Source organism: Burkholderia pulmonis, from assembly GCF_984667975.1.
Genome location: NZ_OZ480186.1, coordinates 3,192,047 through 3,211,774 on the forward strand (window position 1 = coordinate 3,192,047; position 19,728 = coordinate 3,211,774).

Genomic DNA, 19,728 nt, shown 5'->3' on the forward strand with positions numbered 1-19,728 from the left:
TCCTTGCCATGAAAGCCAGCCTTCAACTCCGCCTGTCGCAACATCTGGCGCTGACGCCGCAGCTGCAGCAGTCGATCCGGCTCCTGCAGTTGTCGACGCTCGAATTGCAGCAGGAAGTCGCGATGGCCGTCGCGCAGAACCCGCTGCTCGAGAACGACGACGAGTGGATCGCGAGCCCGCTGCGCGTCGCGGCGGACGGATCGCTGATTGCGCAGACGCCGCCCGCATCGAACACCGAGCCGGGTGCGACAAACGGTAGCAGCACGTCCGGCGAACGCGCGGAACGCGACGAGCCGGCCGGCGCCGACGAATACGACGGTTATGCGTCCGGCGACGGCAACGACGGCCCGCAATGGAATCTCGACGAATTCGGCCGCTCGAGCGGCGCGTCCGACGACGACGACCTCCCGCCGCTGCAGGTGCAGGAAGCCGCAACGTCGCTGCGCGACCACCTGTCCGCGCAGTTGCGCGTCACGCAGGCCGGCCCGCGCGATCGTGCGCTCGTGATGTTCCTGATCGAATCGCTCGACGACGACGGCTACCTGACGGCCACGCTCGACGAAGTGCTCGCCGACCTGCCGCCCGAGCTGGAGATCGACTGCGACGAACTGAGCGCGGCGCTCGCGCTGCTGCACAGCTTCGACCCGCCCGGCGTCGGTGCGCGCTCGGCGTCCGAATGCCTGAAGCTGCAGCTGCTGCGCCTCGATCCGTCCCCGACGCGCACACTCGCGCTCGAGATCGTGTCGCAGCATCTCGAACTGCTCGCGGCCCGCGACTTCACACGGTTGCGCAAGCACCTGAAGGCGAGCGACGACGCGCTGCGCGACGCGCATGCGCTGATCCGCTCGCTGGAGCCGTTCCCCGGCGCCGCGTACGGCAAGGCCGAAGCGGACTACGTCGTGCCCGACATCATCGTGAAAAAGGCCGGCCAAGGGTGGGTCGCGGAGCTCAATCCGGAGGTCATGCCGCGCCTGCGGATCAACAACCTGTACGCGAACATCCTGCGCAACAGCCGCGGCGATCCGTCGGCCGGATCGCTGAAGCAGCAGCTCCAGGAAGCACGCTGGCTGATCAAGAATATCCAGCAGCGCTTCGACACGATCCTGCGTGTCGCGCAGGCTATTGTCGAGCGTCAGAAGAATTTCTTTGCGCACGGTGAAATTGCCATGCGCCCCTTGGTTTTGCGGGAAATAGCTGATACGCTGGGCCTACACGAGTCGACTGTCAGCCGTGTGACAACCGGGAAGTACATGCTGACCCCGTTCGGGACGCTTGAATTTAAGTACTTCTTCGGATCTCACGTCTCGACCGACACCGGTGGCGCCGCCTCGTCGACCGCCATCCGAGCCCTCATCAAGCAACTGATAGGAGCTGAAGACCCAAAATCGCCACTTTCGGACAGCCGCATTGCCGAGCTGCTGGCAGAACAGGGTTTCGTGGTCGCGCGCCGCACGGTTGCGAAATATCGCGAAGCCCTCAAGATCCCGGCAGTGAATCTGCGCAAGTCTCTTTAAGCCTGCTGCCTGCCCGGCGGCAGGCGTGTTCCGGCCACCGCGCACACGGGGAACTGGCCGGGCGACCTGTCCGCGATACGCCGCCTCGTGCGGCAGGGGCAAGTCGACCGGAGCGCCGCCTCGATGCGGCCGGGTGGTCACTCGCTTGGAGAAGCACTATGAACCTGAAGATCAGTGGACATCATCTCGAAGTCACGCCTGCAATTCGCGAATACGTGATCACCAAGCTGGACCGGGTGCTACGGCATAGCGATCAGGTGATCGATGGCACTGTGATCCTCTCGGTCGACAACCACAAGGAAAAGGACAAGCAGCAGCGCGCGGAAATCAATCTGCACCTGAAGGGCAAGGACATCTTCGTCGAAAGCGCGAACGGTAACCTGTACGCCGCGATCGATCTGCTGATCGACAAGCTGGATCGCCAGGTCGTCAAGCACATGGAGCGCCTGCAAACGCACGCGCACGACCCGATCAAGCTTCAACCGTCGATCGACCAGATCGAACTGCCGCCGCAGTAAACTTCACCGCAACACGCACGCCGCCCGGTTCGCCGGGCGTTTTTTTTGCGACTCCGCGCAACGGTGCAACCGGTCGGTCCGGGCTGCGCCACGCACGCGGCTGTGCTCTATAATGTTTCGGTTATCGCCGGGGGGCGTTGGGTGCGGTAGCTGCGTTGCAGGTTGCCGATGCCACATGCCTTGATATCGCCGAACATGGAAAATCAGTCTGCCGCAGCAAGGAGACCCCAGGCCGCCCAATCGCCTGCCAACATGAATCGCCTAGCCAAAATCCTGCCCATAGAGAACGTCGTCATCGACCTCTCAGTCACCAGCAAGAAACGCGTCTTCGAACAAGCCGGGCTGATGTTCGAGAATCAGAACGGCATCGCCCGCAGCACCGTCACGGACAACCTGTTCGCGCGCGAGCGCCTCGGCTCGACCGGGCTCGGCGAAGGAGTCGCGATTCCGCACGGCCGCATCAAGGGTCTCAAGCACCCGCTCGCCGCGTTCGTCCGCCTCGCCGAAGCCATCCCGTTCGAAGCGCCCGACGGCCAGCCGGTCGGCCTCCTGATCTTCCTGCTCGTGCCCGAGCAAGCCACCCAGCAGCACCTCGAGATCCTGTCGGAAATCGCGCAACTGCTGTCCGATCGCGACGCGCGCGAGCGTCTGCACAACGAAACGGATATCGCCGAGTTGCATCGCCTGCTCACTCAGTGGCAACCTTGAGTTGATCCGGGCGGAATTTTTCCGGTACGAGGCGGCATCTGCCGCCGTCCAGGGCCGCCCGGCATGGCGACGTCCGTCGCCGCGCGCCTGCACCGGCCCATTGGAGTGACGAGAGTCATGGATACGTCCAGCATCAACGCCCAGAGCATCTTCGACGACAACGCAGCCACGCTGAAACTGAGCTGGCTGACGGGGCATGAAGGCTGGGAACGCGGCTTTTCCGCCGACACGGTCGGCAATGCAACGTCGAGCGCCGACCTCGTCGGCCACCTGAACCTGATCCACCCGAACCGGATCCAGGTGCTCGGCGAAGCCGAGATCGACTACTACCAGCGGCAGACCGACGAAGACCGCTCGCGCCACATGGCCGAGCTGATCGCACTCGAACCGCCGTTCCTCGTCGTCGCCGGCGGCGCCGCGGCCCCGCCCGAACTCGTGCTGCGCTGCACGCGCTCGTCCACCCCGCTGTTTACGACGCCGATGTCGGCCGCCGCGGTAATCGACAGCCTGCGGCTGTACATGTCGCGCATCCTCGCGCCGCGCGCGACGCTGCACGGCGTATTCATCGACATCCTCGGGATGGGCGTGCTGCTGACCGGCGATTCGGGCCTCGGCAAGAGCGAACTCGGCCTCGAGCTGATCAGCCGCGGACACGGCCTCGTCGCCGACGACGCGGTCGATTTCGTCCGACTTGGCCCCGATTTCGTCGAAGGGCGTTGTCCGCCGCTGCTGCAGAACCTGCTCGAAGTGCGCGGCCTCGGCCTGCTCGACATCAAGACGATCTTCGGCGAAACCGCCGTGCGGCGGAAAATGAAGCTGAAGCTGATCGTCCAGCTCGTGCGTCGCCCCGACGGCGAATTCCAGCGCCTGCCGCTCGAAAGCCAGACCGTCGACGTGCTCGGGCTGCCGATCAGCAAGGTCACGATCCAGGTCGCGGCCGGCCGCAACCTCGCGGTGCTGGTCGAGGCGGCCGTCCGGAACACGATCCTGCAGTTGCGCGGAATCGACACATTGCGCGATTTCATGGATCGGCAACGACTCGCGATGCAAGATCCCGACAGTCAGTTCCCCGGCAAACTGGTGTAACCCGCACGCGCCGGCCACGCAACGCCGACGCGTCGAGCCGGTGCTATGATGAAACGTCAGGATTCACTGCTTCCCATGCGCATCGTCCTTATCACCGGCATCTCCGGCTCAGGCAAGTCCGTCGCGCTGAACGCGCTCGAGGACGCAGGCTATTACTGCGTCGACAACCTGCCGCCGCACGTGCTCCCCGAACTCGCCCGCTACCTCGCACAGGACGGCCAGCGCCGGCTCGCGGTCGCGATCGACGCGCGCTCGAGCGCGTCGCTCGACGAAATGCCCGGCCTGATCCGCGAGCTGTCCCGCGAGCACGACGTGCGCGTGCTGTTCCTGAACGCGAGCACCCAGTCGCTGATCCAGCGCTTTTCCGAAACGCGCCGCCGCCATCCGCTGTCCGGCTCGCTGTCGCACGATGCGGACATCGGCCTGCTGTCGTCGCTCGAGGAAGCGATCGAGCGCGAGCGCGAGCTCGTCGCGCCGCTCGCCGAATTCGGCCACCAGATCGATACCAGCACGCTGCGCGCGAACGCGCTGCGCACTTGGGTCAAGCGCTTCATCGAGCAGAAGAACAACGACCTGATGGTGATGTTCGAATCGTTCGGCTTCAAGCGCGGCGTGCCGCTCGACGCCGACCTGATGTTCGACGTGCGCGCGCTGCCGAATCCGTACTACGACCACGAGTTGCGCCCGCTCACCGGGCTCGACCAACCGGTCATCGCCTTTCTCGACGCACTGCCGATCGTCCACCAGATGATCGACGACATCCATGCGTTCCTGATGAAATGGCTGCCGCACTTCCGTGATGACAACCGCAGCTACCTGACCGTCGCCATCGGCTGCACGGGCGGCCAGCACCGGTCGGTGTTCATCGCGGAAACGCTCGCCGCGCGCCTTGCGCGCGAAGCGAACGTGATCGTGCGGCATCGTGACGCGCCAGTGGATGTCGACGCGTCGTCGCGGCTTGTCTCCGAGGTCAGCCGACCCTAGCGACGCCCGCTCCTTCGTCAGCGCGCCATGTCCTCCCTATCGACCAGCCTGATCGACCTGCCGCTGTTTCCGCTGCACACGGTGCTGTTTCCGGGAGGGCTGCTCCCGCTCAAGGTATTCGAGGCGCGCTATCTCGACATGTCCCGCGCGTGCCTGCGCGACAACGCACCGTTCGGCGTGTGCCTGCTGAAGAGCGGGCCAGAAGTCGCACAGGACGGTGCCGTGTCGGTGCCCGAAACCATCGGCTGCATGGCGCACATCACTGAGTGCGATACCGGCGAATTCGGGATGCTGTTCCTGCAGGCGGTCGGCACGCAGCGTTTCGAGCTGCTGTCGTATCGCGTCGAGGGCAACGGGCTGCTGGTCGGCATTGCGGAGCCACTGCCCGACGACATCCCGCTCGAAGGCGAGCAGACGCTCGCGCAGTTCGGCTCATGCGCCGAGGTGCTCGAGCGCATCATCAACGCGCTGAAGAAGTCCGATCCGGAGAAAATGCCGTTCGGCGAACCGTTCCGCCTCGACGATCCGAGCTGGGTATCGAACCGTCTCGCGGAACTGCTGCCGCTCGACCTGCGCGCACGGCAGAAGCTGATGGAGTTTCCGGACGTCGGCGCGCGCATCGACGCCGTGCACCACGTGCTCGACCGGCACGGCTGGCTGTAAGACGCACCGGCGCGGCGCGCCTGGCCGCCCGACGCCCCTTCCTGCGCGACGGAAAACCCGTGGCAGTCCGAGTTTCCGGGCGCGCGCCCTTCCCCGTTCGTTACAGCAGCGGCCCGCTCAGCGCGTCGAGCAGCTTGCGCACGGGCGCCGGCACGCCGTACGCGTCGAGCCGGCTCAGCGGCACCCATGCGGTATCCGCGTCCCGTGCCGGTGACGGCAGGCCGCCGCCGTCCGCCAGATCGCTCAGCCGCGGCTCGATCTCGAGCCGGAAATGCGTGAACGTGTGCGTGAGCGGCGCGAGCGGCACCGTGCCGCCGCCACCGAAGCCGCGCGCAAGCTCCGCGAGCGCGGCGTCCCCGTCTGCTTGCGGCAGGCTCCACAGGCCGCCCCAGATGCCGGTGGGCGGCCGCCGCTCCAGCAGCACGGCATCGCCGTCGCGCAGCACGAGCATCCAGGTCTTGCGCGTCGGCACGGCCTTCTTCGGCCGCGCGGCCGGCAATTCACGCTGGCGGCCCGTCGATTGCGCGACGCAGTCGCCCGCGAACGGGCAGCGCGCGCAATCGGGCTTGCCGCGCACGCACAGCGTCGCGCCCAGATCCATCAGCCCCTGCGTATACGCACTCACGTCGGCTGCGTTCGCGGCATCGGGCAGCAGCGACTCGGCGAGCGCCCACATGTCGTTCTCGACACGCTTCTCGCCCGGAAAGCCCTCGACACCGAATACCCGCGCCAGCACGCGCTTCACGTTGCCGTCGAGGATCGTCGCGCGCGCACCATAGGCGAACGATGCGATCGCCGCGGCCGTCGAGCGGCCAATGCCGGGCAATTCGGCCAGCGCGTCGGGCGTCGCCGGAAACGCGCCGCCGTGCTCGGCGACGACAGCCTGCGCGCAGCGATGCAGGTTGCGGGCGCGCGAGTAGTAGCCGAGCCCCGCCCACAGCGCCATCACGTCGTCGGTCGGCGCGGCCGCGAGCGCGGCGACGTCGGGGAAGCGTTCGAGAAAGCGCGCGTAATACGGAATGACGGTTGACACCTGCGTCTGCTGCAGCATGATTTCCGACAGCCAGATCCGGTACGGATCGCGGGTGTTCTGCCACGGCAGGTCGTGGCGGCCATGCTCGCGCTGCCACGCGACCAGGCGGGTGGCGAACGTGCGGTGCAGCGGCGTGACGGGGAACGGAGCGGGGGCGATGCGGGGCGGCTTCAAGTTATCTAATCGTGAAAAAAGGTTTCAACGCTGGCAGGTCGGACAGAAATAGGTCGACCGCTGGCCCTGCACGATCTGGCGGATCGGCGTGCCACACACGCGGCACGGCTGGCCCGCACGGTCGTAGACGAAGCAGTCGAGCTGGAAATAGCCGCTTTCGCCGTTGCTGCCGACAAAATCGCGCAACGTGCTGCCGCCGCGCTCGATCGCGTCGGCGAGCGTGGCGCGTACCGCGTCGGCCAGCCGCTCGTAACGCGGCAGCGACACCTTGCCGGCGGCGGTCGTCGGCCGGATGCCCGCGCGAAACAGGCTCTCCGACGCATAGATGTTGCCGACGCCGACGACCATGTCGCCGGCGAGCAGCGCCTGCTTGACCGACACCGTGCGGCCGCGGGTACGCGCGTGCAGCAACGCGCCGGTGAACGCCGGCGAGAACGGCTCGACACCGAGGCTCGCGAGAAGCGGGTGCGCGTGCACGTCGCCCGCTTCGCGCGGATGCCACAGCACCGCGCCGAATCGGCGCGGATCGCGGAACCGCAGCACGAACTCGTCGAAGATCCAGTCGATGTGGTCGTGTTTCGCGGCGACCGGCACGCCGGCCGCGGGTAGCACGCGCAGCGTGCCCGTCATCCCGAGATGGACGATGAACCAGCCCGCGTCGACCTCGAACAGCAGGTACTTGCCGCGACGCTCGACGGCGATCACCTCGCGCGCGCGCAACTGCTCGGCGAGCCCCGCCGGCACGGGCCAGCGCAGCATCGCGGTACGGACGTCGACACGCTCGACGCGGCGGCCCGCGACAAAGGGCTCGATGCCCCGGCGCGTGACTTCGACTTCTGGCAACTCTGGCATATTTTGCGGGTCTGAGACTGGATTCACGATCGTGCGTGTATTGTAGCGAGCGCGTTACAATCGGTTGAAACATCGAACGGATTTCCATGACCCTGCCCTCGAAGCTGCTTCAGAAGCGCCCCGCCGCCGTGCGCGGCGCGCGCGTCTTCCCGGTCCGCCGTGCACTCGGCGCCGCGCTGTTTGCCGCCTGGACCCTCACCGCCTTCCCCGCTCACGCGCAGGATCCGGCATCGGACGACGCGGACTCGCAGGGCGCGTTCGAGCACGTGATGCCGGACGAAAAGAAGGATCTACCCGGCGTGCCGCTGACGAGCCAGGTCGTCTACCAGGTGCTGGCCGCCGAGGTTGCGCTCCAGCGCAACCAGCCTGCACCGGCCTACCAGACCTACCTCGCCCTTGCCCGCGACACGCGCGATCCGCGCATGGCGCAGCGTGCAACCGAGATCGCGCTGGGTGCACAGAGCCCGGCCGACGCGCTGTCCGCCGCGAACCTGTGGCGCCAGTACGCACCGGATTCGAACCGGGCATCGCAGGTCGACGCCGCGCTGCTGGTACTCGCCGGCAAGCCGGCCGACGCGCAGCCGATGCTCGCGCGCGAGCTGACCCGCGCGACCGGCGAGACGCGCGGCCCGGCAATCCTCGCGCTGCAGGCGCTGCTCGTGCGCGGTCCCGACCGCGTCGGCGGCCTCGCGGTGCTGAAGGACATGCTGAAGAACGACATGAACCGGCCCGAGGCCCAGCTCGCGATCGCGCGGCAACAGCTCGCGGTCGACGACAAGGACGGCGCCGCACAATCGTTGAAGCAGGCGCTGCAGATCCGCCCCGACTACCTGCCGGCGGCGCTGATGCTGTCGCAGATGGGGCCGGCCGAACGCGCGGCAGGCATCGCGTCGTTCGAGAAGTATGTTCAGCAGAATCCGAAGTCGCGCGATGCACGGCTGGCGCTGTCGCAGCTGTATCTCGCCGACGACCGCCTCGACGACGCGCAGAAGCAGTTCGAGACGATGCGCAAGCTCGACTCGAAAGATCCGACGCCGCTGATGGCGCTGGCACTGATCAAGATCCAGCAGAAGAAACTCGACGAAGCGACCACGTACCTGAAGCAGTACGTGCAGCTCGGCGACAAGCAGCCGAACCTCGACGTCGGCCAGGGCTACATCTACCTCGCGCAGATCGCGATCGACCAGAACAACGACGCGCAGGCATCGCAGTGGCTCGACAAGGTCGACCAGACGAGCCAGCACTACCTGCCCGCGCAGATCACCCGCGCACAGCTGCTGCAGAAACAGGGCAAGACCGACGAGGCGCGCAAGGTGCTCGACGACCTGCCGATCACCGATCCGCGCGACGCGGCCGTGGTCGCACGCACCGACGCGTCGATCCTGTTCACCGCGAAGCGCTATCCGGAAGCCGAGGCACGGCTCGGGCAGGCGGTCCAGGACTTCCCGGACGATCCCGACCTGCGCTACGACTACGCGATGGCGGCCGAAAAGACCGGCCACTACACGACGATGGAAAAGCAGCTGCGCGAGCTGATCCGGACGCAGCCCGACAACCCGCAGGCCTACAACGCGCTCGGCTATTCGCTCGCCGACCGCAACCAGCGCCTGCCGGAGGCCAGCAAGCTGATCGACAAGGCCATGGCGCTCGCGCCGAACGACGCGTACATCATGGACAGCCTCGGCTGGGTGAAGTACCGGATGGGCGATACGGCCGGCGCGGCGAAGGTGCTGCGGCGCGCATACGATCTGCAGCCGAACGCCGAAATCGGCGCGCACCTCGGTGAAGTGCTGTGGAAGAGCGGCGCGCAGGACGACGCGCGCAGCGCGTGGCGTGACGCGCAGAAGCTCGAACCGGACAACGACACGCTCGTGCAGACGCTGAAACGCCTGCAGATCAACGGCCTCTGATGCAGATGTTCCCGACGTTTTCCCTGTCCTCCCGCGCGCAGCGCACGCTGGCCGCAGCCGGCGCGGCGCTCGCGCTCGCCGGCTGCGCGAGCACGCCGCCGTCGGCCAGCGCGCCGGCGGGCGCGGTGCTGCAAACGGCCGCGACGCATGCTTACCATGGCCGCTTCGCGGTGCAGTACGACGATCGTCTCGGCAAGCAGCAGAACGTGTACGGCAACTTCGACTGGCAGGAGCACGGCGACGACCTGTCGCTCGAACTGCGCAGCCCGCTCGGCCAGACGCTCGCGGTCGTGAAATCGACGCCGCACGCGGCATCGCTCGAGCTGCCGAACCGTCCGACGCAATATGCGACGGACGTCGGCGACCTGATGCAGAAAACGCTCGGCTTCGAACTGCCGCTCGAGGGCCTGCGCTACTGGCTGCTGCCGACGGCCGCGCCCGCGACACCGGCGGAAACCGTGCGCGACCCGGCCGACGGCACGCGCGTCAAGCAGATCCGCCAGGACGGCTGGACGATCGACTACCTCGCCTACGCGGAAGCCCCGGCCACGGGCGTCAAACGCGTCAACCTCGTGCGCGCGACACCGCCGCTCGACATCAAGCTCGTGCTCGATCAGTGAGCGCCAGCCCAGCCCAGACATACGCATGACCGATTCGACCCGCTCGCTGCGCAACTGCCTTGCGCCCGCGAAACTCAACCTGTTCCTGCACATCACCGGCCGCCGCCCGAACGGCTATCACGATCTGCAGAGCGTGTTCCAGCTGCTGAACTGGGGCGACACGCTGCACTTCACGCGGCGCGACGACGGCCGTGTCGCACGCGTCACCGACGTGCCCGGCGTGCCCGAGGAAATCGACCTCGTCGTGCGCGCGGCCAACCTGCTGAAAGCGCATACGGGCACCGCGCACGGCGTCGACATCGAGATCGACAAATGCCTGCCGATGGGCGCGGGCCTCGGCGGCGGCAGCTCCGACGCGGCGACGACGCTGCTCGCGCTGAACCGCCTGTGGCAGCTCGACCTGCCGCGCGCCGAACTCCAGTCGCTCGCGGTCAAGCTCGGCGCAGACGTCCCGTTTTTTGTTTTTGGAAAAAATGCGTTCGCAGAGGGTATCGGAGAAGAATTAGCTGAGGTACAATTGCCGACTCGCTGGTTCTTGGTTGTGACGCCAAGCGTTCATGTCCCGACCGCTGAAATATTTTCAGATGAGTTGTTGACAAGAAATACGAAGCCCGTCACAATTGCTGACTTTCTTGCACAGCAAACCAGCGATGCGGGATGGCCAGACAGCTTCGGCCGGAACGATATGCAGGAAGTTGTAACAAGGAAGTACGTGGAAGTTGCGCAGGCGGTCAAATGGTTGTATGATGTGACCCCCGCGAGGATGAGCGGCTCCGGAGCAAGCGTGTTTGCAGCGTTTCACAGCAAACACGAGGCAGAAGCGGCGAAAGCCAAACTGCCCGCCAGCTGGAATGGCGCAGTTGCCGAGAGTCTGAACGAGCATCCGCTCTTCGCTTTCGCGTCATGAAGTTTTACTTTGCCGAACGGCCTACACAAGTTCGGTGAAGTTGTCAGTTAAGTGTAGGGGAGTCGCCAAGTTGGTCAAGGCACCGGATTTTGATTCCGGCATGCGAGGGTTCGAGTCCTTCCTCCCCTGCCAAAAATTTTCCCGCATTTCCCGCCCAAGCCTGAAGCAGGTGCACGATGAGCAGCCACAGCCATGATGGCCTGATGGTCTTTACTGGCAACGCGAATCCCGCGCTCGCCCAGGAAGTCGTCAATATCCTTGGTATTCCCCTCGGCAAAGCAATGGTCAGCCGTTTCTCCGACGGCGAGATCCAGGTCGAGATCCAGGAAAACGTGCGCGGCAAGGACGTCTTCGTCCTGCAATCCACGTGCGCACCGACGAACGACAACCTGATGGAACTGATGATCATGGTCGATGCGCTCAAGCGCGCATCCGCCGGCCGGATCACTGCAGCCATCCCCTACTTCGGCTATGCCCGTCAGGATCGACGCCCGCGTTCGGCGCGCGTCGCGATCTCGGCGAAGGTCATCGCGAACATGCTGGAAATCGCCGGCGTCGAGCGGATCATCACGATGGATCTGCACGCCGACCAGATTCAGGGCTTCTTCGACATCCCGGTCGACAACATCTACGCAACGCCGATCCTGCTGGGTGACCTGCGCAAGCAGAACTACTCGGATCTGCTCGTCGTGTCGCCGGACGTCGGCGGCGTGGTGCGTGCCCGGGCACTCGCGAAGCAGCTCAACTGCGATCTCGCGATCATCGACAAGCGTCGTCCGAAGGCGAACATCGCCGAAGTGATGAACATCATCGGTGAAGTCGAAAACCGCACCTGCGTGATCATGGACGACATGGTCGATACGGCCGGCACGCTCTGCAAGGCCGCGCAAGTGCTGAAGGACCGCGGTGCGAAGCAGGTGTTCGCGTACGCGACGCACCCCGTGCTGTCGGGCGGCGCCGCAGATCGCATCGCCGCATCGGCACTCGACGAGCTGGTCGTCACCGATACGATCCCGCTGTCGGCCGAATCGCTGTCATGCTCGAAGATCCGTTCGCTGACGAGCGCGAGCCTGCTGGCCGAGACGTTCTCGCGGATCCGCCGCGGCGATTCGGTGATGTCGCTGTTCGCGGAATCCTGATCGCGAATCGACTGAACAAGGTATGCGCGGAAAGCGAAGCGGCAACGCTTCGCTTTTTGCACAATCGGACGGGATAGACGAAACCCCGCCGTTTCATCAGGGGCCGCTGTTTGACGGCCCCGTTTTACTGCCTGGTCGCGGGCAGCCATTGGAGAATCATATGAAAGTCGTCGCTTTCGAGCGCCAAGAGCAAGGTACGGGTGCGAGCCGCCGCCTGCGCAACGCTGGTAAGACCACGGGTATCGTTTACGGTGGCGAAGCAGCCCCGCAAAAGATCGAACTCGATCACAACGCCCTGTGGCACGCCCTGAAGAAGGAAGCTTTCCACTCGTCGATCCTCGACCTCGAAGTGGCTGGCCAGTCGCAACAGGTCCTGCTGCGCGACGTGCAATACCACCCGTTCAAGCAACTGGTGCTGCACGTGGACTTCCAGCGCGTTGACGCGAAGAAGAAGCTGCACACGAAGGCTCCGCTGCACTTCCTGAACGCTGAAGTCAGCCCGGCCGTGAAGCTGTCGAGCGCGATCGTTTCGCACGTCGCGACGGAAATCGAAATCGAGTGCCTGCCGGCTGACCTGCCGGAGTTCCTCGAAGTCGACCTGTCGAAGATCGAAGCCGGTCAATCGCTGCACGCGAAGGACATCACGCTGCCGAAGGGCGTCGCACTGGTCGCTCACGTCGACGCGGAAAACCCGGTCGTCGCATCGGCAACGATCCCGGCTGGTGCCGTGTCGGACGCAGCCGAAGGCGAAACGCCGGCTGCCTAAGCGGCTGCCTGCGCACCTCATCGATCCGTTTTACGAAACGGTCGACGCAACCCGCCGCGGCTTGCCCGGCGGGTTTTTCTTTTTCTGCGCCCAGGCGGCCGTTGCCGCCTTCGAAACGTCATGATCAAACTGATCGTCGGCCTCGGCAATCCCGGGGCGGAATACACCGCGACGCGCCACAACGCCGGCTTCTGGCTGATCGACCAGCTCGCCCGCGAAGCCGGCACGACGCTGCGCGACGAACGCCGCTTCCACGGCTTCTATGCGAAAGCGCGCCTGCACGGTGAGGAAGTCCACCTGCTCGAGCCGCAGACCTACATGAACCGCTCCGGGCAGTCCGTCGTCGCGCTCGCGCAATTCTTCAAGATCCTGCCCGACCAGATCCTCGTCGCGCACGACGAGCTCGACCTGCCGCCCGGTACCGTGAAGCTGAAGCTCGGCGGCGGCAGCGGCGGCCACAACGGCCTGAAGGACATCACCGCGCACCTGTCGTCGCAGCAATACTGGCGGCTGCGGATCGGCATCGGCCATCCGCGCGACCTGATTCCGGAAAGCGCACGCGCCGGCGCGAAGCCCGACGTCGCGAACTTCGTGCTGAAGCCGCCGCGCCGCGAGGAGCAGGACGTGATCGACGCATCGATCGAACGCGCGCTCGCCGTGATGCCGATGGTCGTCAAGGGCGAACTCGACCGCGCGACGATGCAGCTGCATCGCAACTGAGCGCGTCCCGCACCGGCCCGGTACATCGGGCCGTCCGGCATCGCCGGGCGGTTCCGCCCGCCCCACCGCGACGCGCACATGCGGTAATCTCGACGTTTTGCCCGACAGGAGCCAAGCGGTGAGCCGTTACTGGAGCGACGTCGTTCAGCAACTCGTGCCTTACGTGCCGGGCGAGCAGCCCGCGCTCGCACACCCCGTCAAGCTGAACACCAACGAGAATCCCTACCCGCCGTCACCGCGCGTCGTCGCGGCGATCGCGCGCGAACTCGGCACGACCGGCGATACGCTGCGCCGCTATCCGGACCCGGTCGCGCGCGCACTGCGCGAGACGGTGGCAGCCCATCACCGTATCAGGCCCGAGCAGGTGTTCGTCGGCAACGGCTCCGACGAGGTGCTCGCGCACGCATTCCAGGCGCTGCTCAAGCACGACCGGCCGCTGCGCTTTCCGGACATCACGTACAGCTTCTATCCGACCTATGCACGCCTGTACGGCGTCGAGACCACGATCGTGCCGCTCGCGGACGATTTCTCGATCCGCGTCGACGACTATCTCGACGACGCCGGCGGCGTGCTGTTTCCGAACCCGAATGCACCGACCGGGCGCGCACTGCCGCTCGCGGACGTCGAGCGGATCGCAGCCGCGAATCCGTCGTCGGTCGTCGTGATCGACGAGGCGTACGTCGATTTCGGCGCGCAGTCGGCGATTACGCTGATCGACCGCCACCCGAACCTGCTCGTCGTCCACACCACGTCGAAGGCGCGCTCGCTCGCGGGCATGCGCGTCGGCTTCGCATTCGGCGATGCGGCACTGATCGACGCGCTGAACCGCGTGAAGGACAGCTTCAACTCCTATCCGCTCGACCGGCTCGCGCAAGTCGCCGCGCAGGCCGCGTATGAAGACACCGACTATTTCGACGCGACCTGCCGGCGCGTGGTCGACAGCCGGACGCGGCTCACGCACGCGCTCGGCGCACTCGGGTTCGACATCGTGCCGTCGGCGGCGAATTTCGTGTTCGCGCGCCATCCCGCGCACGATGCGGGCGCAATCGCGGCGAAGCTGAAGGAACGGGAAATTTTCGTGCGGCACTTCCGGCTGCCGCGGATCGACCAGCATCTGCGCATCACCGTCGGCACCGATGCCGAATGCGATGCGCTCGTCGCGGCGTTGCGCGAACTGCTGGCCTGATTCGGAAGAAGCGGCGCCGGGCGGCGCCGATCTGAAAGCGGGGCGCGCGCTCGCCCATCAACGTGCGCGCGTCACCGCAAGGTCACGACGCGTCGTCGCCCTTCACGGCGACCAACGCGTGATACTTCTCCATCAATTGCGCGTGCGATTCGTCATGCTGCGGATCGCGCGGAATGCATTCGACCGGACACACCTGCTGGCACTGCGGTTCGTCGAAATGGCCGACGCACTCGGTGCACTTGTTCGGGTCGATCACGTAAATGTCCGGGCCCATCGAAATCGCGCCGTTCGGGCACTCGGGCTCGCACACGTCGCAATTGATGCACTCGTCGGTAATCATCAAAGCCATACTGATCTCACTTCTTCAGGCCGCGGCCGGCTTCACGGCGAAACCGGCCGGCACCGCATCACGCGGCAGGGCCTCCCATCGCCGTGACTTTCTCGGTCAGCCACTTCTCGACGGACGGAAACACGAACTTGCTGACATCGCCGCCCAACTGCGCGATTTCCCGCACGATCGTCCCCGAGATGAACTGGTACTGGTCGGACGGCGTCATGAACATCGTCTCGACGTCGGGCAGCAGATAGCGGTTCATCCCTGCCATCTGGAACTCATATTCGAAATCGGACACGGCGCGCAGCCCGCGCACGATCACGCGCGCGTTGTTGACGCGGACGAAATCCTTCAGAAGGCCGGTGAAGCTCATCACCTTCACGTTCGGGTAATGGCCGAGCACCTCGTTCGCAATCGTCAGACGTTCTTCGAGCGAGAAAAACGGCTTTTTCGCACGGCTGTCGGCAACGCCCACAACCAGCGTATCAAAAATGCTCGACGCACGCCGCACGAGGTCTTCGTGCCCGCGCGTCAGCGGATCGAACGTACCGGGATACACGGCGACTACCATGTCGCTCCTCCTGTCATCACGCAAACGGGATGGCAGCCGTGCGATGCACGCGCCGCTGCCGGGATGGGCATGCGTCGCCTTTGCGGCGCGCCGCCTCGTATGGAACGCGCATTATTCATCATTTTCGCGCCGCAGCAAATGATAGTGAACCGCACCGGCCTTGCCGTGCTTCACCACCTGCCAGCCTGCGAGCGCATCGTGCGCGGCCGGGTCGAGTTCCGCCCCCGTTTCGACGTACAGCGCGCCGCCCGCCGCGACGAGCGGCGCCGCCAGCGCGATCGAGCGATCGAGCACGGCCGGTTCGCCGAACGGCGGATCGAGGAACACGACGTCGAATGCGCCCGGCGTCAGCCCGGCCGCGAGCCGCAGCGCGTCGGCCTCGGCAACCTCGACCGAGCGGGCGCCGAGCTTGTCCTTGATCGAACGCAGCTGCTGCGCGGCGCGCGGGTGGCGCTCGACCATCACGACGCTCGCCGCGCCGCGCGACGCGGCCTCGAAGCCGAGCGCGCCGGTGCCCGCGAACAGGTCTAGGCAGCGGCGGCCTTCGAGATCCTGGCCGAGCCAGTTGAACAGCGTCTCGCGTACGCGGTCGGGCGTCGGCCGCAGGCCGTCGAGATCGAGCACCGCGAGCGGCGTGCGCTTCCAGTCACCGCCGATGATGCGGATCGTGTGCGGCTTGCCGCGGGCATGAGAGGCCGCCGGGCGGCCGGAAGAGGAACGGGACATACGGAATATCGACAACGGAGGGACCGGGCGCGCGCGGAGGCGCACCGCCAAACAGGCGCACGTTACCACAGCGGCGGCGCGCACTGACGCGAGCGCCACGCCGCACTGATAAAATGCACGGTTTCGGCCGTCGTGCGCCGCGCCCGCGCGAACGCAGAACGGCCCGTCCGGCGCTCCGCCCTCTCGGCGGGCCCGCCCTCTTCCCGACGTCAGACCATGTTCAGTTTCTTCAAACGATTCAAGAAATCGCAGGAGCCCGATCCGGCGGAATCGCAATCGGCCGACGCGCAGCAAGCGGACGAGCCGTCCGAAGCGCCCGCGCTCGAGGCCCCGCCCGCGGCTGATTTGCCGCAGGCGCCCGCGCAACCGGCCGCACCGGCCGTCGTGATGACGGTCACGCCGACCAACGACGGCCGCGACGAAGTCGTCGAGACGGTCGAGATCGTCCCGCCGCCGCTGCAGGATGCAACCGCGAAGAAGTCGTGGCTCGCGCGGCTGAAAACGGGGCTCGCGAAGACGGGCTCGAACATCACCGGCGTATTCGTCAATACGAAGATCGACGAGGATCTGTACGAGGAGCTCGAAACCGCGCTGCTGATGTCCGACGCGGGCGTCGATGCGACCGAGTACCTGCTCGGCGCGCTGCGCGAAAAGGTGCGCACGGGCCGGCTGACCGACCCGCAGCAGGTGAAGGATGCACTGCACGACCTGCTCGTCGAGCTGCTGACGCCGCTCGAGAAATCGCTGATGCTCGGCCGCGCGCAGCCGCTCGTGATGATGATCACCGGCGTGAACGGCGCCGGCAAGACGACCAGCATCGGCAAGCTCGCGAAGCACCTGCAGAGCTTCGACCAGTCGGTGCTGCTGGCTGCGGGCGACACGTTCCGCGCGGCCGCACGCGAACAGCTCGCGATCTGGGGCGAACGCAACAACGTGACGGTCGTGCAGCAGGAAAGCGGCGATCCGGCCGCAGTGATCTTCGACGCGGTCAGCGCCGCGCGTGCGCGCAAGATCGACGTGATGATGGCCGACACGGCCGGCCGCCTGCCGACGCAGCTCCACCTGATGGAAGAGCTGAAGAAGGTGAAGCGCGTGATCTCGAAGGCGCACGACGGTGCGCCGCACGAAGTGCTGCTGGTGATCGACGCGAACACCGGCCAGAACGCGCTCACGCAGGTGAAGGCATTCGACGACGCGCTCGGCCTCACGGGCCTGATCGTCACGAAGCTCGACGGCACCGCGAAGGGCGGGATTCTCGCCGCGATCGCGCGGCAACGCCCGGTGCCCGTCTACTTCATCGGCGTCGGCGAGAAGGTCGAGGACCTGCAGCCGTTCAGCGCGGTGGAATTCGCGGACGCGCTGCTCGGCTGAACAGCGCCGGCACGCATCGCACGGGGCGCCTTCGGGCGCCCTTTTTCATGCGCGCCCTCTCGTCACCCGGGGCGCGCCGCGCTCATTCCACGTCGGGCTGCACGCCGGGTTCGGCTGCCTTGAACGCGTCGAGCGTCGCGGCATGATCGACGATCCGCTGGATCGTCGGAAAGCGCGTGGTATCGATCGAGAAACGGTTCGCGTTGAACACCTGCGGCACGAGGCACACGTCGGCAAGCGTCGGCGTGTCGCCGAAACACAGCTTGCCGGTGCGCGGATCGTTCGCGAGACGCGTCTCGAGCGTTTCGAAGCCGGCCTCGATCCAGTGCCGGTACCACGCGTTCTTCGCTTCCTCGGGCACCTTCAGCGTGTGCTTCAGATACTTGAGCACGCGCAGGTTGTTGAGCGGGTGGATTTCGCACGCGATCTGCAGCGCGACCGCACGCACATACGCACGATCGATCGGCTGCTTCGGCAGCAGCGCCGGCTCGGGATGGGTTTCGTCGAGATACTCGATGATCGCGAGCGACTGCTGCAGCGTCGCGTCGCCGTCGATCAGCGTCGGCACGACCGCATCCGGATTCAGCGCACGGTAGGCGTCCTTCAGTTGCTCGCCGCCGTCGCGCAGCATGTGCACGGGGGCATAGTCGAACGGCAACTGCTTCAGGTTCAGGGCGATCCGCACGCGGTACGACGCGGAGCTGCGGAAATAGCTGTAGAGCTTCATGGGATGTCTCTCTTGGTCGTATTCGGCCGGCAACGGCACGGGCGCGGCACAGCCGGTGCGCGCGCCGCCGGGAACCAGAGTGTAGCGCGGCACGATGCGCGGCCGCGCCCGTGCGATACTCGGGGCATTCCTCACCGCTCACCGTGCAGCCCGACGCCGGCCGCCCGCCCCACGCCCCGATGACCGCTTCCCACGATCCCGCCACCGCTCCGTTCCCTTGCGCCCGCTTCATCAAGGAAATCGGCCGCGGCCCGCACGGCGCACGCGCGCTGTCCGCCGAGGACACGTTCGAGCTGTATCGCGCGATGCTCGACGCGCGCGTGTCGGACGTCGAACTCGGCGCGATCCTGATCGCCTATCGGCTGAAGGGCGAATCCGCCGACGAACTGGCCGCGATGCTCGCCGCCGCGCAGGCATCGTTCGAGCCCGTGCACGTGCAGGACGCCGCGTTCCGCCCGGTCTCGATCCCGAGCTACAACGGCGCGCGCAAACAGCCGAACCTCGTGCCGCTGCTCGCGCTGCTGCTCGCACGCGAAGGCGTGCCGGTGCTCGTGCATGGCGTGGAGCGCGATCCGGGCCGCGTGACGAGCGCGGAAATTTTCTCGGCGCTGTCGCTCGCGCCGTCGACGTCGCACGACGCGATCGAGGACACGCTCGCCGAGCGCCGCGTCGCGTTCGCGCCGATCGAAATCCTGGCGCCGCGCATCGCGCACCTGCTGTCGATGCGCGGCGTGCTCGGCGTACGCAACTCGACGCACACGCTCGTGAAGATCCTGCAGCCGTTCGCGCCGGTCGGGCTGCGGCTCGTCAACTACACGCATCCGCCGTACCGCGACAGCCTCGCGCAACTGTTTCGCGACCATCCGGACGCCGCGCTCGGCGGTGCGCTGCTCGCGCGCGGCACCGAAGGCGAAGCCGTTGCCGACACGCGGCGCCAGGTGCAGGTCGACTGGCTGCACGACGGCGTGTGCGACACGCTGATCGAGGCCGAGCGTTCGTCGACCGATGCGCCACCCGTCGCGCTGCCCGAATCGCGCGATGCGGCGACGACGGCCGCATGGACGGATGCCGTGCTGCGCGGCGAGGTGCCGGTGCCGGACACGGTGTCGCGGCAGGTCGCGACGATCGTGCAGATCGCCCGCATCGCGCGCTGACGGCACGGGCGGCGACCCGCCCCTTTATCCCGACCATTTGACACACTGCCGCATCCTGGCATAGA

The 19,728-nt window shown here is 66.4% G+C and carries 21 protein-coding genes and 1 tRNA gene; 16 read left to right on the forward strand and 6 right to left on the reverse strand.

What is annotated here, in order from left to right; translation table 11 throughout:
• Positions 1 to 8: 8 nt before the first annotated feature.
• From AC5LXK_RS14825 to AC5LXK_RS14850, 6 genes are all read left to right on the forward strand, one after another.
• Positions 9 to 1,514, forward strand: coding sequence for an RNA polymerase factor sigma-54 (locus AC5LXK_RS14825; RefSeq protein WP_493389490.1), 1,506 nt, complete (start codon positions 9 to 11; stop codon positions 1,512 to 1,514).
• A 158-nt stretch (positions 1,515 to 1,672) separates the two neighbouring features.
• Positions 1,673 to 2,032, forward strand: a complete 360-nt coding sequence (gene hpf / locus AC5LXK_RS14830; protein WP_006477786.1) for a ribosome hibernation-promoting factor, HPF/YfiA family — start codon at positions 1,673 to 1,675, stop codon at positions 2,030 to 2,032.
• A gap of 195 nt (positions 2,033 to 2,227) precedes the next feature.
• Complete coding sequence (locus AC5LXK_RS14835) at positions 2,228 to 2,740, forward strand: PTS sugar transporter subunit IIA (protein ID WP_493389491.1); 513 nt, start codon at positions 2,228 to 2,230, stop codon at positions 2,738 to 2,740.
• Positions 2,741 to 2,857: 117 nt separating this feature from the next.
• Positions 2,858 to 3,826, forward strand: a complete 969-nt coding sequence (gene hprK, locus AC5LXK_RS14840) for an HPr(Ser) kinase/phosphatase (RefSeq protein ID WP_011353227.1) — start codon at positions 2,858 to 2,860, stop codon at positions 3,824 to 3,826.
• Between the two features lie 75 nt (positions 3,827 to 3,901).
• Positions 3,902 to 4,810 (forward strand): RNase adapter RapZ, encoded by a 909-nt coding sequence (gene rapZ / locus AC5LXK_RS14845; protein WP_493389492.1) that lies wholly within the window; start codon positions 3,902 to 3,904, stop codon positions 4,808 to 4,810.
• Positions 4,811 to 4,837: 27 nt separating this feature from the next.
• The gene (locus AC5LXK_RS14850; RefSeq protein ID WP_493389493.1) at positions 4,838 to 5,473 is read left to right on the forward strand and encodes an LON peptidase substrate-binding domain-containing protein; all 636 of its coding nucleotides are present in this window, start codon (positions 4,838 to 4,840) and stop codon (positions 5,471 to 5,473) included.
• 100 nt (positions 5,474 to 5,573) lie between these two features.
• On the opposite strand, the gene mutY is transcribed toward AC5LXK_RS14850, so the two are convergent.
• Both mutY and mutM read right to left on the reverse strand, forming a co-directional pair.
• The gene (gene mutY / locus AC5LXK_RS14855) at positions 5,574 to 6,680 is read right to left on the reverse strand and encodes an A/G-specific adenine glycosylase (RefSeq protein ID WP_493389494.1); all 1,107 of its coding nucleotides are present in this window, start codon (positions 6,678 to 6,680) and stop codon (positions 5,574 to 5,576) included.
• A gap of 24 nt (positions 6,681 to 6,704) precedes the next feature.
• The gene (gene mutM / locus AC5LXK_RS14860) at positions 6,705 to 7,532 is read right to left on the reverse strand and encodes a bifunctional DNA-formamidopyrimidine glycosylase/DNA-(apurinic or apyrimidinic site) lyase (protein ID WP_176049640.1); all 828 of its coding nucleotides are present in this window, start codon (positions 7,530 to 7,532) and stop codon (positions 6,705 to 6,707) included.
• A gap of 86 nt (positions 7,533 to 7,618) precedes the next feature.
• Here mutM and AC5LXK_RS14865 point away from each other — a divergent pair, with 86 nt between their 5' ends.
• The 8 genes from AC5LXK_RS14865 (at position 7,619) to hisC (ending at position 14,780) form a co-directional block, all read left to right on the forward strand.
• Positions 7,619 to 9,442, forward strand: coding sequence for a tetratricopeptide repeat protein (locus AC5LXK_RS14865; protein WP_493389495.1), 1,824 nt, complete (start codon positions 7,619 to 7,621; stop codon positions 9,440 to 9,442).
• On the forward strand, positions 9,442 to 10,062 hold the full coding sequence (gene lolB / locus AC5LXK_RS14870) for a lipoprotein insertase outer membrane protein LolB (RefSeq protein ID WP_493389496.1): 621 nt from the start codon (positions 9,442 to 9,444) through the stop codon (positions 10,060 to 10,062). The genes AC5LXK_RS14865 and lolB overlap by 1 nt, the downstream gene beginning before the upstream one ends.
• Positions 10,063 to 10,087: 25 nt before the next feature.
• Positions 10,088 to 10,969: a 4-(cytidine 5'-diphospho)-2-C-methyl-D-erythritol kinase gene (gene ispE / locus AC5LXK_RS14875; RefSeq protein ID WP_493389497.1), complete on the forward strand. Its 882-nt coding sequence runs from the start codon at positions 10,088 to 10,090 to the stop codon at positions 10,967 to 10,969.
• Positions 10,970 to 11,024: 55 nt separating this feature from the next.
• A tRNA-Gln gene (locus AC5LXK_RS14880) sits at positions 11,025 to 11,101 on the forward strand.
• Between the two features lie 44 nt (positions 11,102 to 11,145).
• Positions 11,146 to 12,108, forward strand: coding sequence for a ribose-phosphate pyrophosphokinase (locus tag AC5LXK_RS14885; RefSeq protein WP_493389498.1), 963 nt, complete (start codon positions 11,146 to 11,148; stop codon positions 12,106 to 12,108).
• Positions 12,109 to 12,268: 160 nt separating this feature from the next.
• On the forward strand, positions 12,269 to 12,874 hold the full coding sequence (locus AC5LXK_RS14890) for a 50S ribosomal protein L25/general stress protein Ctc (RefSeq protein ID WP_493389499.1): 606 nt from the start codon (positions 12,269 to 12,271) through the stop codon (positions 12,872 to 12,874).
• Between the two features lie 120 nt (positions 12,875 to 12,994).
• A complete protein-coding gene (pth, locus tag AC5LXK_RS14895; protein ID WP_006477776.1) occupies positions 12,995 to 13,594 on the forward strand; it encodes an aminoacyl-tRNA hydrolase in 600 nt (199 codons plus the stop codon).
• 118 nt (positions 13,595 to 13,712) lie between these two features.
• Positions 13,713 to 14,780, forward strand: a complete 1,068-nt coding sequence (hisC, locus tag AC5LXK_RS14900) for a histidinol-phosphate transaminase (RefSeq protein WP_493389500.1) — start codon at positions 13,713 to 13,715, stop codon at positions 14,778 to 14,780.
• Positions 14,781 to 14,862: 82 nt separating this feature from the next.
• Here hisC and AC5LXK_RS14905 read toward each other — a convergent pair whose 3' ends face one another.
• From AC5LXK_RS14905 to rsmD, 3 genes are all read right to left on the reverse strand, one after another.
• Positions 14,863 to 15,129, reverse strand: coding sequence for a YfhL family 4Fe-4S dicluster ferredoxin (locus tag AC5LXK_RS14905; protein WP_493389501.1), 267 nt, complete (start codon positions 15,127 to 15,129; stop codon positions 14,863 to 14,865).
• 58 nt (positions 15,130 to 15,187) lie between these two features.
• Positions 15,188 to 15,685 (reverse strand): pantetheine-phosphate adenylyltransferase, encoded by a 498-nt coding sequence (gene coaD, locus AC5LXK_RS14910; RefSeq protein ID WP_006477773.1) that lies wholly within the window; start codon positions 15,683 to 15,685, stop codon positions 15,188 to 15,190.
• 111 nt (positions 15,686 to 15,796) lie between these two features.
• A complete protein-coding gene (gene rsmD / locus AC5LXK_RS14915) occupies positions 15,797 to 16,411 on the reverse strand; it encodes a 16S rRNA (guanine(966)-N(2))-methyltransferase RsmD (protein ID WP_493389502.1) in 615 nt (204 codons plus the stop codon).
• A gap of 216 nt (positions 16,412 to 16,627) precedes the next feature.
• Here rsmD and ftsY point away from each other — a divergent pair, with 216 nt between their 5' ends.
• Positions 16,628 to 17,782, forward strand: coding sequence for a signal recognition particle-docking protein FtsY (gene ftsY / locus AC5LXK_RS14920; RefSeq protein ID WP_493389503.1), 1,155 nt, complete (start codon positions 16,628 to 16,630; stop codon positions 17,780 to 17,782).
• Between the two features lie 82 nt (positions 17,783 to 17,864).
• Here ftsY and maiA read toward each other — a convergent pair whose 3' ends face one another.
• Positions 17,865 to 18,509, reverse strand: a complete 645-nt coding sequence (maiA, locus tag AC5LXK_RS14925) for a maleylacetoacetate isomerase (protein WP_493389504.1) — start codon at positions 18,507 to 18,509, stop codon at positions 17,865 to 17,867.
• A gap of 179 nt (positions 18,510 to 18,688) precedes the next feature.
• On the opposite strand from maiA, the gene ybiB reads away from it, so the two are divergent.
• On the forward strand, positions 18,689 to 19,663 hold the full coding sequence (gene ybiB, locus AC5LXK_RS14930; protein WP_493389505.1) for a DNA-binding protein YbiB: 975 nt from the start codon (positions 18,689 to 18,691) through the stop codon (positions 19,661 to 19,663).
• The last annotated feature ends 65 nt before the right edge of the window (positions 19,664 to 19,728 follow it).